The sequence below is a fragment of the Achromobacter sp. 46006 genome, from assembly GCF_059761975.1.
This window is the reverse complement of sequence record NZ_JCBANN010000007.1, coordinates 90,775-103,594: the sequence shown is the minus strand read 5'-3', so window position 1 is coordinate 103,594 and position 12,820 is coordinate 90,775. Positions and strand designations below refer to the sequence as shown.

At 67.2% G+C, this 12,820-nt stretch carries 10 protein-coding genes; 5 read left to right on the top strand and 5 right to left on the bottom strand.

Annotated elements, in window-relative coordinates; translation table 11 throughout:
* Positions 1-3,483, bottom strand: coding sequence for a transcription-repair coupling factor (mfd, locus tag AC6LKG_RS06250; protein WP_498163541.1), 3,483 nt, complete (start codon positions 3,481-3,483; stop codon positions 1-3).
* A 29-nt stretch (positions 3,484-3,512) separates the two neighbouring features.
* Here mfd and ispD point away from each other — a divergent pair, with 29 nt between their 5' ends.
* The 3 genes from ispD (at position 3,513) to AC6LKG_RS06235 (ending at position 7,023) form a co-directional block, all read left to right on the top strand.
* Positions 3,513-4,196: a 2-C-methyl-D-erythritol 4-phosphate cytidylyltransferase gene (gene ispD / locus AC6LKG_RS06245; RefSeq protein WP_498163540.1), complete on the top strand. Its 684-nt coding sequence runs from the start codon at positions 3,513-3,515 to the stop codon at positions 4,194-4,196.
* Positions 4,193-4,678 carry a 2-C-methyl-D-erythritol 2,4-cyclodiphosphate synthase gene (gene ispF, locus AC6LKG_RS06240; RefSeq protein WP_498163539.1) on the top strand — a complete coding sequence of 162 codons (486 nt, stop codon included), beginning with the start codon at positions 4,193-4,195 and terminating at the stop codon, positions 4,676-4,678. The genes ispD and ispF overlap by 4 nt, the downstream gene beginning before the upstream one ends.
* Positions 4,679-4,971: 293 nt before the next feature.
* Complete coding sequence (locus AC6LKG_RS06235; protein ID WP_498163538.1) at positions 4,972-7,023, top strand: DUF4344 domain-containing metallopeptidase; 2,052 nt, start codon at positions 4,972-4,974, stop codon at positions 7,021-7,023.
* Positions 7,024-7,124: 101 nt separating this feature from the next.
* Here AC6LKG_RS06235 and AC6LKG_RS06230 read toward each other — a convergent pair whose 3' ends face one another.
* From AC6LKG_RS06230 to risA, 4 genes are all read right to left on the bottom strand, one after another.
* Positions 7,125-7,643: a carboxymuconolactone decarboxylase family protein gene (locus AC6LKG_RS06230; protein ID WP_498163537.1), complete on the bottom strand. Its 519-nt coding sequence runs from the start codon at positions 7,641-7,643 to the stop codon at positions 7,125-7,127.
* Between the two features lie 74 nt (positions 7,644-7,717).
* Positions 7,718-8,266 (bottom strand): peroxiredoxin, encoded by a 549-nt coding sequence (locus AC6LKG_RS06225; protein WP_006389231.1) that lies wholly within the window; start codon positions 8,264-8,266, stop codon positions 7,718-7,720.
* A gap of 59 nt (positions 8,267-8,325) precedes the next feature.
* The gene (gene risS / locus AC6LKG_RS06220) at positions 8,326-9,720 is read right to left on the bottom strand and encodes a sensor histidine kinase RisS (RefSeq protein WP_498163536.1); all 1,395 of its coding nucleotides are present in this window, start codon (positions 9,718-9,720) and stop codon (positions 8,326-8,328) included.
* 34 nt (positions 9,721-9,754) lie between these two features.
* Positions 9,755-10,489 (bottom strand): response regulator transcription factor RisA, encoded by a 735-nt coding sequence (gene risA, locus AC6LKG_RS06215; RefSeq protein WP_003813882.1) that lies wholly within the window; start codon positions 10,487-10,489, stop codon positions 9,755-9,757.
* Between the two features lie 131 nt (positions 10,490-10,620).
* Here risA and tsaB point away from each other — a divergent pair, with 131 nt between their 5' ends.
* Both tsaB and AC6LKG_RS06205 read left to right on the top strand, forming a co-directional pair.
* Positions 10,621-11,892: a tRNA (adenosine(37)-N6)-threonylcarbamoyltransferase complex dimerization subunit type 1 TsaB gene (gene tsaB, locus AC6LKG_RS06210; protein ID WP_498163535.1), complete on the top strand. Its 1,272-nt coding sequence runs from the start codon at positions 10,621-10,623 to the stop codon at positions 11,890-11,892.
* A complete protein-coding gene (locus tag AC6LKG_RS06205) occupies positions 11,889-12,812 on the top strand; it encodes a uracil-DNA glycosylase (RefSeq protein WP_498163534.1) in 924 nt (307 codons plus the stop codon). The genes tsaB and AC6LKG_RS06205 overlap by 4 nt, the downstream gene beginning before the upstream one ends.
* Positions 12,813-12,820: the final 8 nt, after the last annotated feature.

Below are 12,820 nucleotides of genomic sequence, written 5' to 3'. Positions count from 1 at the left end.
TTACTTCAAGGCGCGCAGCACGGCGCGCACGGCATCGGCGCGGGCGGCGATCTGCGCGGCCTTGATCTCAACCCGCAATTTATCCTGTCCTGCGAGTTTGATGTGGCGTTGGCGCTGCACCAGTTCGATGATCTTGGCGGGATCGACGCTGGTCTTGGGGCCAAACTGCAGCAGCGCCTGGCTTTCGCTGGCGTCGATTTTGACGATGCCCAGCGGTTGCGCGGCCAGGCGCAGGCGGTGCGTGGTCAGCAGCGTTTGCGCTGCTTCGGGCAGCTTGCCGAAGCGGTCGATCAGTTCCTCCTGGATCTGGATCAGGTCGTCCTCGTCGGCGGCGTGGGCCAGGCGCTTGTAGACGCTCAGGCGCGCGTGCACGTCGGCGCAGTAGTCGGACGGCAGCAGCGCCGGCGCATGCAGGTTGACCTCGCAGGCCAGGTTGAAGGGGGCGTCCAGGTCCGGCTCCTCGCCGGCGCGCAGGGCGCGCACCGCTTCGTTCAGCATCTCGTTGTACATCGAGAAGCCGACTTCCTGGATATTGCCGGACTGCGAATCGCCCAGCACTTCGCCGGTGCCGCGGATCTCCAGGTCGTGCATGGCCAGGTAGAAGCCCGAACCCAGTTCCTCCATGGCCTGGATCGCCTCCAGCCGCTTCTTGGCGTTGCTGGTGATGGCGTCTTCGCCCGGCGTCAGCAGGTAGGCATAGGCCTGGTGGTGCGAGCGGCCGACGCGGCCGCGCAACTGGTGCAGCTGCGCCAGGCCGAAACGGTCGGCGCGGTGGATCACGATGGTGTTGGCGCTGGGCACGTCGATGCCGGTTTCGATGATGGTGGTGCACAACAGCACGTTGTAGCGCTGCTGGTAGAAGCCCTTCATCACCTGTTCCAGGTCGCGCTCGGGCATCTGGCCGTGGGCCACCGCGATGCGGGCCTCGGGCACCAGCTCTTCGAGGCGCGCGCGGCGGTTGTGGATGGTCTCGACCTCGTTGTGCAGGAAGTAGCACTGGCCGCCGCGCTTGAGTTCGCGCAGCAGCGCCTCGCGCAGCGTGCTGCCGTCCTCGCGCCGCACGAAGGTCTTGATTGCCAGGCGCTTTTGCGGCGCGGTGGCGATGACCGAGAAATCGCGGATGCCTTCGAGCGACATGCCGAGCGTGCGCGGGATCGGCGTGGCCGTCAGCGTCAGCACGTCGACCTCGGCGCGCAGCGCCTTGAGCGCCTCCTTCTGGCGCACGCCGAAGCGGTGTTCCTCGTCGATGATGACCAGCCCGAGGCGCTTGAACTTCACGTCCTTGGACAGGATCTTGTGGGTGCCGATGACGATGTCGACACGGCCGTCGTTGATGCCCTCGATGGCCGCGGACACTTCCTTGGCCGAGCGGAAACGCGACAGTTCCACCACCCGCACCGGCCAGTCGGCGAAGCGGTCGGAGAAAGTCTGCGCGTGCTGTTCGGCCAGCAGCGTGGTGGGGCAGAGCAGGGCGACCTGCTTGCCGTTGGCCACCGCCAGGAACGCGGCGCGCAGCGCCACCTCGGTCTTGCCGAAGCCGACGTCGCCGCACACCAGGCGGTCCATCGGCCGGCCCGAGGTCATGTCGGCGATCACGGCCTCGATGGCGGCGGCCTGGTCGGCGGTCTCCTCGAAGCCGAAGCCTTCGGCGAAGGCCTGGTAGTCGTTGAGCGGCAGGTTGAAGGCGAAGCCCTCGCGCGCGGCGCGCTGGGCGTACAGCGCCAGCAGTTCCGCGGCGGTGTCGCGCACCTGCTTGGCGGCCTTGCGGCGCGCCTTGTCCCACTGGCCCGAGCCGAGCTGGTGCAGCGGCGCGGCTTCCGGATCGGCGCCGCTGTAGCGGGCGATCACGTGCAATTGCGACACCGGCACATACAGCGTGCTGCCGTTGGCGTACTCGAGATGCAGGAACTCCATCTCGCCTTCGCCCATGTCCATGTTGACCAAGCCGTGGTAGCGGCCGATGCCATGCTGCGCGTGCACCACCGGGTCGCCGGCGCGCAGTTCGGACAGGTCGCGCACCATCGCTTCGACGTTGCTGGCACGCTCCTGGTCGCGCTTGCCGCGCCGCCCGGTGCTGGCCAGCCCCGGATAGAGGTCGTTCTCGGTCAGGAAGGCCAGGTTGGCCTGCGGCAACTCGAAGCCGGTGGCCAGGGGCGCGGCGACGATGCCGAAGTGGGCGTCTGAAGCCAGGAAGGCTTCGATGCTGTCCGGCTGCGCGTCGGGGGTGACGCCGAACTCGTTCAGCATCTGCACCAGCGTCTCGCGGCGGCCGGCCGAGTCGGCGCACAGCAGCACACGGCCTTGCGGCTTGCCGACATGCGTGCGCAACTTGGCGATCGGGTCTTCGGCGCGGCGCGCCACGCTCACGTCTGGCGCGGCGCGGAAGTCGGGATGGGGCTGGCCCGCGGCCAGCGCCAGGCGGCGGAAATCCTTAAGGCGGGCGTACAGCGTCTGCTCATCCAGGAACAGCGCCGACGGCGGCAGCACCGGACGCTCGCGGTCGCTTTTCAGGAAGCCGTAGCGGCTGCCGGTGTCCTGGTGAAAGCGCATCATGGCGTCGTCGATGTCGCCGACGGTGACGGTGATGGCGTTGTCGGCCAGGTAGTCGAACAGCGTCGCGGTCTCGTCGAAGAACAGCGGCAGGTAGTACTCGACCCCGGCAAAGGGGATGCCGTTGCCGATGTCCTTGTAGGGCAGGGCGCGCGACGGGTCGCCTTCGAACACTTCGCGGAAACGCGCGCGGAAGCGGTTGCGCGAGTCCTCGTCCATGGGAAATTCGCGGCCCGGCAGCAGTTGCACTTCGCGCACCGGATACAGGCTGCGCTGGGTGTCGACGTCGAAGCTGCGAATGGTCTCGATCTCGTCGTCGAACAGGTCCAGCCGGTAAGGCAGCGCCGATCCCATCGGGAACAGGTCGATCAGGCCGCCGCGCAGACAGAACTCGCCGGGCGCGGTGACCTGCGTGACGTGGTTGTAGTTGGCCAGCGTCAATTGCGCGCGCAGCGCCGCCTCGTTGAGCTTGTCCTTCTGTTTGAAGGAAAAGGTGTAGGCGGCCAGGAACGACGGTGGCGCCAACCGGTACAGCGCCGTGGTGACCGGCACCGTCAGCACGTCCACCGTCTTCATCATCAACGAATGCAGGGTGTGCAGGCGCTCGGAGATCAGGTCCTGGTGCGGCGAGAAGGCGTCGTACGGCAGCGTTTCCCAGTCGGGCAGCTGGCGCACGCGCAGGCCGGGCGCGAACAGCGCGATTTCCTCGGCCAGGCGCTGGGCTTCCAGCGGCTCGGCGGTCAGCACCACCAGCGGCGCGCCGGCCTGCCGCGCCAGGTCGGCCAGCAGCCAGGCGTCGCCCGAGCCGGGTGGCCGGGGTTGCGCATAGCGCGTGCCGGGCTTGAGCGCGGCGAGAGTGGGGGCGGTCGCGGGGACGGGCGGCGCTGCCGTGGCGGAGGAGGTGGGAGCGGGCATCAGGCTGGGAGCAGGCATCAAGCGGAAGATTATAAAATCACCGCACCATGTCTGACTCAATCATCGCAATCGTTCCCGCCGCCGGCGTCGGCGCCCGCGCCAGCCATCCCGGCGTCGAGAGCGTGCCCAAGCAATACCGTCCGTTGGCCGGACAGCCCATGCTGCGCCACGCCGTGGCCGCGCTGCTCGCCGACGACCGCGTGTCGCAGGTGCGGGTGGCGGTGACGCCGGGCGACGGCTGGATCGACCAGGCCGTGGCCGGCCTGCCACGCACCGTGTGGCGGGCCTGCGGCGGCGCCACGCGCGCCGACACCGTGGCCGGCGCCCTGGCCGAGAGCGGCGTGGCAGACGATACCTGGGTGCTGGTGCATGACGCGGCCCGTCCCGGCCTGCCGGCGGCGGCCCTGGCGCGCCTGATCGACGCCTGCCTCGCCGACGCGGTCGGCGGTTTGCTGGCGCTGCCCGTGGCCGATACCGTCAAGGCCGGCCGCGAGCGGGTCGAGCGCACCCTGGACCGCAACGGCCTGTGGCTCGCGCAGACGCCGCAGATGTTCCGCGCCGGCGTGCTGCGCGATGCGCTCACAGCCGCCGCGGTCAACGGCGTCGCCGTCACCGACGAGGCCTCGGCGATCGAGGCCGCGGGCTTTGCGCCCCTGCTGGTGCCCGGCGCCATGCGCAATTTCAAGGTGACCTGGCCGGACGATTTCGAACTGATGGAAAAATGGCTATGAATATTCCTTTCCGTGTCGGACAGGGCTTTGACGTGCATGCGCTGGTCGAGGGCCGGCCGCTGATCATCGGCGGCGTGACCATTCCGCACAGCCACGGCCTGCTGGGCCATTCGGATGCCGACGTGCTGCTGCACGCCATCACTGACGCGCTGCTGGGCGCGGCCGGCCTGGGCGACATCGGCCGCCATTTTCCCGATACCGACCCGGCTTTCAAGGGCGCCGACAGCCGCGTGCTGTTGCGCGAGGCGATGGCGCGCGTGCGCCAGGCAGGGTGGGCGCCGGTCAACATCGATGCCACCGTGCATGCGCAGGCTCCCAAGATCGGCCCGCACGCGCCGGCCATGGTGAGAAACATCGCCGCCGATACCGGTCTGGCCGAGACCGAGGTCAACATCAAGGCCAAGACCAACGAAGGCCTGGGCTACCTGGGCCGCAAGGAAGGCATTTGCGCCACGGTGGTGGCGTTGCTGGCGCGCGCCTGAAAAGTGGCCAACCGGCCTGCCGGTATCGATGGCGCGGTATTCTCCGCGCCATTTTTTTGCGTGTCGATGTTGTTTTCGGCGCGCGGATACATGTCCATAACAAATTAACAAACCGCAAAACAGGGCGGGAACCGCGCGGCTGCTGCGGTTGAGCGGGGTTCCCGCGTCCTTTGGCCCGCGGGGGCCGAAAACACCGGTGTTTTCGTCTTGCAGGTGAATTTGAACTGGAATATTCTGCCGCTACTTAACGCCTGGATAATAGGGACACTAAGATGCATGTACGTGGCGCTGCCTTGTTGGCTCTCGTCGCCGTTGCTTCGCCTGCACATGCAGAATTCGAGCAGCAGCTCGGCCCGCTCTCGGGCAGCGTCCGCACGCAGATGTTGCAAGGCTGGACCGCCGGTGTCGAGGATGGTTGGTTCACGCTGCGCAACAAGACCTTGGCCGGCAGCGAGCAGACGCTTTACCTGAATGTCGGGCAGCCGCCGGAGACCGGCCGCATCACCGACGTGAATGTGGTCCTGAATTCAAAGAATCCCAAGGCATCTATCGGCCTGGCGCTGACCAACCGCGCGCGCAAGGGCTTGTGCCTGCTGGAGCTCACGGCCGCCAAGCAGACCATCCTGTTTTGTCTGGACGGCGATAAGCGCCGCGATATCGCCAATGTGGCCAATGTGGCCAAGCTGGATGGCTCCGACCGCATCAAGGTGGTCGAGGTGCCGGGCGCGGCCCGTTTCATCGTCAATGGCCAGAAGATCGGCGACATCGAGAACGAACCCGCGTTGGGTTCCGAACTCGGCATCATGGCCTACGACGTCGGTACCTTCGGTATCGCCGACTTCGCCATCAATTCGAACATCGCTCCCGCCCAAGGTGGCAAGCCGGCCCAGGGCGGCGGAGCGCCGCCATCGCAACCGCGCGCGCCCCAGGCCGCGCCGGATTCAGGCAGCAACAGCGGCTTGCCGGGCGCGGGCCCGTACCCGCGCTTCGGCGGCGATTCGCTGCGCATCGTGGCGGTCTACATCGGCATCATGCGCAGCATCTTCATGCATGAGTTCGGCCACGCGCTGATCGGCGAACTGGAGCTGCCGTCGACCGGCGCGGAGGAAGACGCGGTCGATATCTATTCGGCGCTGCAGATCGTCGAGCCGACCATGTATCCGTCGAGCGACAAGGACACCAATGCCATGGCCCAGGGCGCGGCCAAATACGCGGCCCTGCAGTGGTACTACAGCGGCAAGCTGGCCGAGGCCAAGGGGGCCGGCAATTCGCCCTGGCAAGACGAACACACAGGCGACCTCAAGCGCTTTCGCAACATGCTGTGCATCATGTATGGCGGCAATCCGGGGGTGTTCGCCTCGCTGGTCGACCAGGTGGGGTTCGAGGATCGTACCAAGGCGCGTTGCGCCGATGAGTTCACCAAGCAGAACCGGGCCTGGCGCCGCATCCTGGCGCCGCATACCCGCGTCGGCGCCTGGTCGCCCGACGGCCAGCAGCCGGCGAACGCGCCCGGCGCGCCGGTGAACGTGACGTTCGAGCCGTCGTCGCGGCGCATCGGCAATCTGTTCGCCAATAACCTGTCCGAAGCCATTGCCAACAACATCAAGCTGCTGGGCCAGACCTACGTCCTGCCGCGGCCGGTGAACGTGGTCTTCAAGGATTGCGGCAAGCTCAACGCCTGGTACAGCCCGCGCGAAGGCTCGATCACGATGTGCTATGAGCTGATCGAGAACATCGCGGTGATGATTTCCGATATCGAAATGGGCACCGTCGGCGGCGAACCCAAGCAGGGCGGGGCGGCCCCGCGACAGGCGCCGCCGCAGCAGCCCCGCCAGCAGGCGCCCGCCGGCCAGCCGCAACGCGCGCCCAGCGGCGGTTTCGACGAACTGCGCGATAGCGGCGTGCCGCCGACGACGCTACTGTTCTCGGCCCCCTACAAAGGCCCGACGCCGAACAGCCATCCGCGCGCCAAGGTGGTCACCACCAAGGACGTGGTGGCCTTGCTGACCGACGAGAAGAACAAGAATTTCCTGGTGATCGACACCAGCGGCCTGCGCGAAACCATCCCCGGCGCCTTCCCGCTGAGCGATGCCGGCTCGGACGGCAGCATCACCGACCAGATGCAGGAGGCGTTCGATGGCTGGCTGCACAAGAAGACCGGTACCGAAAAAGAGCACAACGTGCCCCTGATCATCGTCGGCGCCGGCATGAACGACCGCTCCTCGTACAACGCGGCGCTGCGCGCCGGCATGATGGGCTGGCCCGTTTACTGGTATCGCGGCGGTATGGAGGCATGGGTGGCCAACGGCCTGCCGACCAACCCCGTCAAATCCCAGGGGCAATAGCGAAGGCGGGGCGGCAGGGATCGCCTTCCGTAAAAAAGCCCGCTTGCGTGAGCAAGCGGGCTTTGTTCATGGCCCCGCGGCAGGGGCCGGTCGCGGCGGGCTTACTTGCCCTGGGCGGCCAGCGCCAGGGCGGCGGCGTTGACCACCGAGGCGATGCGGCCGGCGTCGCGCAACTGTTCCGTCGACAGGCCATCCTTCTTCAGGTTCTCGTAGTGCGAGGCCACGCAGAAGTGGCACTTGCCGATGATGGAGGCCACCAGGGCGAACAGTTCGAAGCGCTTCTTTTCCACGCCGCCATGGGTGGCGTAGGCATTCATGCGCAATTGCGCAGGCAGGCTTTTCAACTGGGCATCGCCGGTCATTTCGACGTACGGGTACCAGGTGTTGTTCATGCCCATGAGCGCCGAAGCGGTCAGCGCGGCATTGGCGTCGGCTTCCGACAGGCCGCTCTTGAAGGCTTCGACCAGCGCCGGGCTGCGCGCGGCGTAGGCGGCCGACAGGGCGGCGCCGACGGCGTCTTCCGGGGCGAGGGTCGAGCGGGCGATCACGGCGTCCAGATTCAGGCGGATGTCCTTGGCCCAATCCGGCAGTTGTTCCTTAATGGTCGTCAGAAATTCCATAGTTTTTACCTATAATCTAGCGCAGTTAAAGCCCGGCGAAGGACCTGTGGACAGGTCCCCGGCCGGGCTGGAAATTACAGCGTGGCGCCGCCAACCGTACGGTTGCACGGGCACAGCTCGTCGGTTTGCAGGCCGTCGAGCAGACGCAGGACTTCTTCCGGGTTACGGCCGACGTTCAGGTTGTTCACCGAAACGTGCTGGATGGTGTTGTCCGGGTCGACGATGAAGGTGGCGCGCAGGGCAACGCCAGCACCCTTCTCGCGCACGCCCAGCTGGTCGATCAGGGCGCCAGTGGTGTCGCCGAATTGGTAGTGACCCAGCTTGTTCAGGTCCGGGTGCTCACGGCGCCAGGCCAGCTTGACGAATTCGTTGTCGCTCGAGCCACCCAGCAGGACGGCGTCGCGGTCTTCGAAATCCTTGGCCAGCTTGTTGAAGCCGACGATTTCGGTCGGGCACACGAACGTGAAGTCCTTGGGGTAGAAGTAGATCACCTTCCACTTGCCGGGGAACGAGCTCTCGGTGATGTCTTCGAAAGCCGAGACGCCGTTTTCTTCGTGCTGGTTGAAGCCGGGCTTGACGCCGGTAACCTTGAAGGGCTCGAGTTTGTCGCCAACAGTTTTCATGTTTACTCCCAGTAGTTGTTGGTGGAATTAAGGCGGTGCCTCAATCCATAAATTCTACGCTATGGATTATCGTTGTCTAATTGATAATTCCTAAACTTCGCTTTGGGCAACTCTATGCGGGCGGTCAGTCCGCCGCCCTCGCGCGGCAGCAAGCGCAGGGCGCCGCCGACGTGCTTGAGCAGGCGCTCGACGATCGCCAGGCCCAGGCCGGCGCCGCTGACGCCAGTGCGGGCAGCCTCTCCCCGGGAAAAGGGACGCAGCAGCCGGTCGACGTCCTCGGGGGCGATGCCGGGGCCGCGGTCGGATACCTCGATGACGATCATGCCGCCCTCGGCTTGCAATGTCATGACCAGGTGGGCCATGCCGTCGGGCGAGCGGCCGTAGCGGCGCGCGTTCTCGATCAGGTTGCTGACGATGCGCTTCAGGTCCAGCGCCGTGATGCGGGCGCGCAGGCCGGGTTCCAGGGTGGCGTCAAGTTCGCCTCCCAGCGACGCCGTGTGGCTGCGCTCGCGTTCATACAGTTCGGCCAGTACCGCGGAAATGTCGGTCGCCAGTTGCGGCAGGGTGCCGGCGGGCCGGGCGTACTCCATCAACTGCCCGATACTGTGGTCGATCTGGCCGAGGTCCTCGTCGATGGCCTGGCGCGCGTCTTCCGACACGCCGCTCAGCTCGATTTCCAGGCGCATGCGCGCCAGCGGCGTTCGCAGGTCATGGGAAATGCCCGCCAGCATCAGCTCGCGGTCGGCCTCGGCCTGCCGCAGATCCTTGGCCATGCGGTTGAACGAGGCGTTCAGGTCGCGGATTTCCAGCGGGCCCTGCTCGGGCAGGGGCGCCGGGGTCTCGCCGCGCGACAGCACCTGGGCCGCGCGCGCCAACCGCGACAGCGGCCGGTTGACGAAACCGACGCTGACCGCCGCGCCCACCAGGGACAGCAGTAGCGCCGTGGCGCCCCATCCCAGCCATTCGATGCCGCCGGTCAGTCCGATTTGCTCGCGTTCGAACACCAGCCAATATAGGTCTTTCTCGATCTGGAAACTGACCCAGAAGCCCGGCACCTGGTTCACGCCCCAGGCGATCTGGGTTTCCGGGCCGAAGCGCGTGCGGATGTGCTGCGCCACGCGTTGCCAGTAATCGTCGTCGGGCAGGGCTTCGGCGAAGTCGGTGACTTCGCGCGGATAGACCTGGATGCCTTCATTGGTGGCCAGGTCGAGCAGGAGCTTGCTGCGTTCGCCGTTGTGCGAGTAGATCAGCGCGGTGCGCGTGATATTGACGGCCGTGATCACCCGCTGCGCCATCTGGTTGGCGCGCGGTCCCAGCTCCATGCTGAAGAAGACTTGTAGCCACGCCCCCAGGCTGACCAGCATCAGCGCGGCCAGCAGCAGGAACGTGCGGCCGAACAAGCCGAGCCGCAGACGTGAAGTCAGGTTCCTGAAGGTTCTGCGCAAGCGGGGCACGAAGCTGCGCTCCTGCCCGGGGCGGGCGTGTCGATCAACTACCACCGTCCGGTACAAACACGTATCCGAGGCCCCAGACGGTCTGGATGAATACGGGCTTGGACGGGTTCGGCTCGATCAGCTTGCGCAGGCGCGAGATCTGCACGTCGAGGCTGCGGTCGAAGGCTTCGTATTCGCGGCCGCGGGCCAGTTCCATGAGCTTGTCGCGCGACAGGGGAATCTTCGGATGGCGCGCAAACACCTTGAGCACCGAGAATTCGCCGGTGGTGATGGGCACTTGCTCGCCATTGCGGGTGAGGGTGCGGGTCGACAGGTTCAGCACGTAGGGGCCGAAGGCGATCGATTCGTTTTCCTGGCTGGGAGCGCCGGGATGTTCCTCGGTGCCGCGACGGCGCAGGATCGCATTGATCCGGGCCAGCAGCTCACGGGGATTGAAAGGCTTGGACAGGTAGTCGTCCGCGCCCATCTCCAGGCCGACGATGCGGTCGATTTCCTCCGCCTTGGCCGTCAGCATGATGATGGGGGTATTGTCGTGGCCACCGCGCAGCCTGCGACAGATGGACAGGCCATCCTCGCCAGGCAGCATCAGATCCAGCACGAGCAGGTCGAAATGCTCACGTTGCCAGAGTTTGCCCATCTCTTTGGCGTCTTCGGCAACGAAAACGTTGAATCCCTGCTCGGACAGATACCGGCGCAGCAGATCGCGCAAGCGCGGATCATCGTCGACGACGAGGATTTTTCGGGTGGGGGTGGTGTTTTGCGTGTTCATGGCCGGAAATGTAACAGTGACGAGAACCAGCGGCTAGTGGGCGTTCACAAGATATTACACATTGCGAACCATGGTTGAAATCCCCCTTACATACGGGGGAACTGCCCCGGTATTTCGTACAATCTGCACCTATGGAACTAAACCTGCTGGCTCTGGAAACCTCTTCGTCGCGGTGCGGCGTGGCCCTTTTGCGCGCCTCCGAAGGAAGGCTGGAGGTCGCCGTGCGCGAACACGAGGGCTCCCAGGAGCACGCGGAACGCCTCTTGCCAATGGCCAACGAGCTGCTGGCCGAGGCCGGCCTGGCGCCCGGCGCCCTGCAGGCGGTGGCGTTCGGCCAGGGGCCGGGCGGCTTTACCGGCCTGCGCGTGGCCTGCGGCGTGGCCCAGGGCATGGCCATGGGCCTGGGCATCCCGGTGCTGCCGGTGGTTTCGCACCAGGCCGTGGCCGTCCAGGCGGGCGGCTCGCCGGACGAGGCCATCGTGGTGGCGCTGGACGCCCGCATGAATGAGGTCTATCTGGCGGTCTACCGCCAGGGCACCGGCCCCACGGGCGAGCCCGCCTGGGACACCCTGCAGGCTCCGCTGCTGATCGCGGCGGCCGAAGTGGCGCCCTGGACGGCCCATCATCTGCCCGCCTGGTCGCGCGCGGCCGGTCGCGCATTGACCCCGCTGCTGGCGGGCGATGCCTGGGACGCCTACGCCGCCGACATGCCCGTTGCCGCCGGCTGGCGCCGCGCCCTCCAGGCGCAGCGGCCCGAGGCGGCCAGTGTGGCGCGGCTGGCCCGCCAGGCCTGGCAGCGCGGCGAGGCCCTGCCGCCGGAGCAGGCCGCGCCTCTGTACGTACGCGACAAGGTCGCTTTCACCACCGCCGAGCGCCAACGTGGCGAGGGCGGCAACCCCAAGGCGCGCTCGAAGCTGGCGCCGCTGGTGCCGCAGGCGCTGACCGACGCCGACCTGGATGAGGTGGTGGCGCTGGAAGCCAATGTCCAGGCCTTTCCCTGGACCCGGGGCAATTTCGCCGATGCGCTGGCGGCGGGCTATGGCGCCTGGACGTTGCGGCGCGATGGCCGTCTGGCCGGGTTTTGTATCTTGATGTTTGCGCCCGACGTGGCCCATCTGCTGGTGATCGCCGTGACGCGCGACCTGCATCGCCAGGGGCTGGGCAGCCTGCTGCTGGACTGGTGCGAGCAGCAGGCGCGCGAGCGCAGCCTGGATGGCGTGCTGCTCGAGGTGCGCCCGTCCAATACCCCGGCGGTCGCTTTCTACAAGGCTCGCGGCTATCTGCAGATCGGCCTGCGGCGGGGCTATTATCCGGCCGAAAAGGGCGGGCGCGAGGACGCGCTGGTGATGCAGAAGCGCCTGGACGCGTCCGCCGTGGCCACGCCCCAGGGAGCGGCGGCGTGACGGCCCACCATTCCGCGCCGGCATCGGCCGCGCCCCGCGTCAATCCGCTGCAGCGCCTTTGGCTGCGCGAGCTGGGCATGGAGCGCCTGTGGCTGCGGCCCGCGCCCCAGCCGCAGGGCGCGCCCGCGGTCACGCCTCAAGTGCCTGTTTCCAAACAGGAATCCCCGGCTCCGGCGATGCCCGCCAGCGTCGGGCCGTCGCCGGCCCGTGATGCCGCTACGCCGTCGCCGGCCCCGGCGGTCCGCCCGGCTGGCCCCGGCCCGGCCCTGCGCAACGGCCCTCCGCCCAAGCCGGCGCCCAAGGCCGAGGTGTCCACCGATGCCGCCCCGGCGGCGATTCCGGTGGCCGAAGCGGTCAAGAACGCCACCCTGGACGAACTGCGCGAACAGGTGGTGGCATGTACCGCCTGCGGCCTGTGCGGCGGCCGTCGCCATGCCGTGTTCGGCCATGGCGGCCAGCCCACTCGCTGGCTGGTGGTGGGCGAGGCGCCGGGCGAACAGGAAGACCGGCAGGGCCAGCCCTTCGTCGGCCGCTCCGGGCAATTGCTGGATGCGATGCTGTCGGCGGTGGGCATGAGCCGCGAGCGAGATGTGTTCATCGCCAACGTCATCAAGTGCCGGCCGCCCGGCAACCGCAATCCCAAGCCCGAGGAAATCGCGGCTTGCAGCCCTTATCTGATGCGCCAGATCGCGCTGCTCAGGCCGGAGCGCATCCTGGTGCTGGGCCGGTTCGCGGCCCAGACGCTGCTGGGCACGGACGCGACCATCGGCAACCTGCGGGGCCGGGTGCACCAGATGAAGACTGAGGAAGGGCGCGAGATTCCGGTGATCGTAAGCTATCACCCGGCCTACCTGTTGCGCAGCCCGGTCGAAAAGGCGCGCGCCTGGCAAGACCTGAAGCTGGCGTCCCGCGAGTTGTAGGCCGCGGC

Coding starts and splice junctions, on each gene's coding strand:
- mfd (WP_498163541.1), bottom strand. CDS start 3,483: ATGCCTGCTCCCAGCCTGATGCCCGCTCCCACCTCCTCCGCCACGGCA.
- ispD (WP_498163540.1), top strand. CDS start 3,513: ATGTCTGACTCAATCATCGCAATCGTTCCCGCCGCCGGCGTCGGCGCC.
- ispF (WP_498163539.1), top strand. CDS start 4,193: ATGAATATTCCTTTCCGTGTCGGACAGGGCTTTGACGTGCATGCGCTG.
- AC6LKG_RS06230 (WP_498163537.1), bottom strand. CDS start 7,643: ATGGAATTTCTGACGACCATTAAGGAACAACTGCCGGATTGGGCCAAG.
- AC6LKG_RS06225 (WP_006389231.1), bottom strand. CDS start 8,266: ATGAAAACTGTTGGCGACAAACTCGAGCCCTTCAAGGTTACCGGCGTC.
- risA (WP_003813882.1), bottom strand. CDS start 10,489: ATGAACACGCAAAACACCACCCCCACCCGAAAAATCCTCGTCGTCGAC.
- tsaB (WP_498163535.1), top strand. CDS start 10,621: ATGGAACTAAACCTGCTGGCTCTGGAAACCTCTTCGTCGCGGTGCGGC.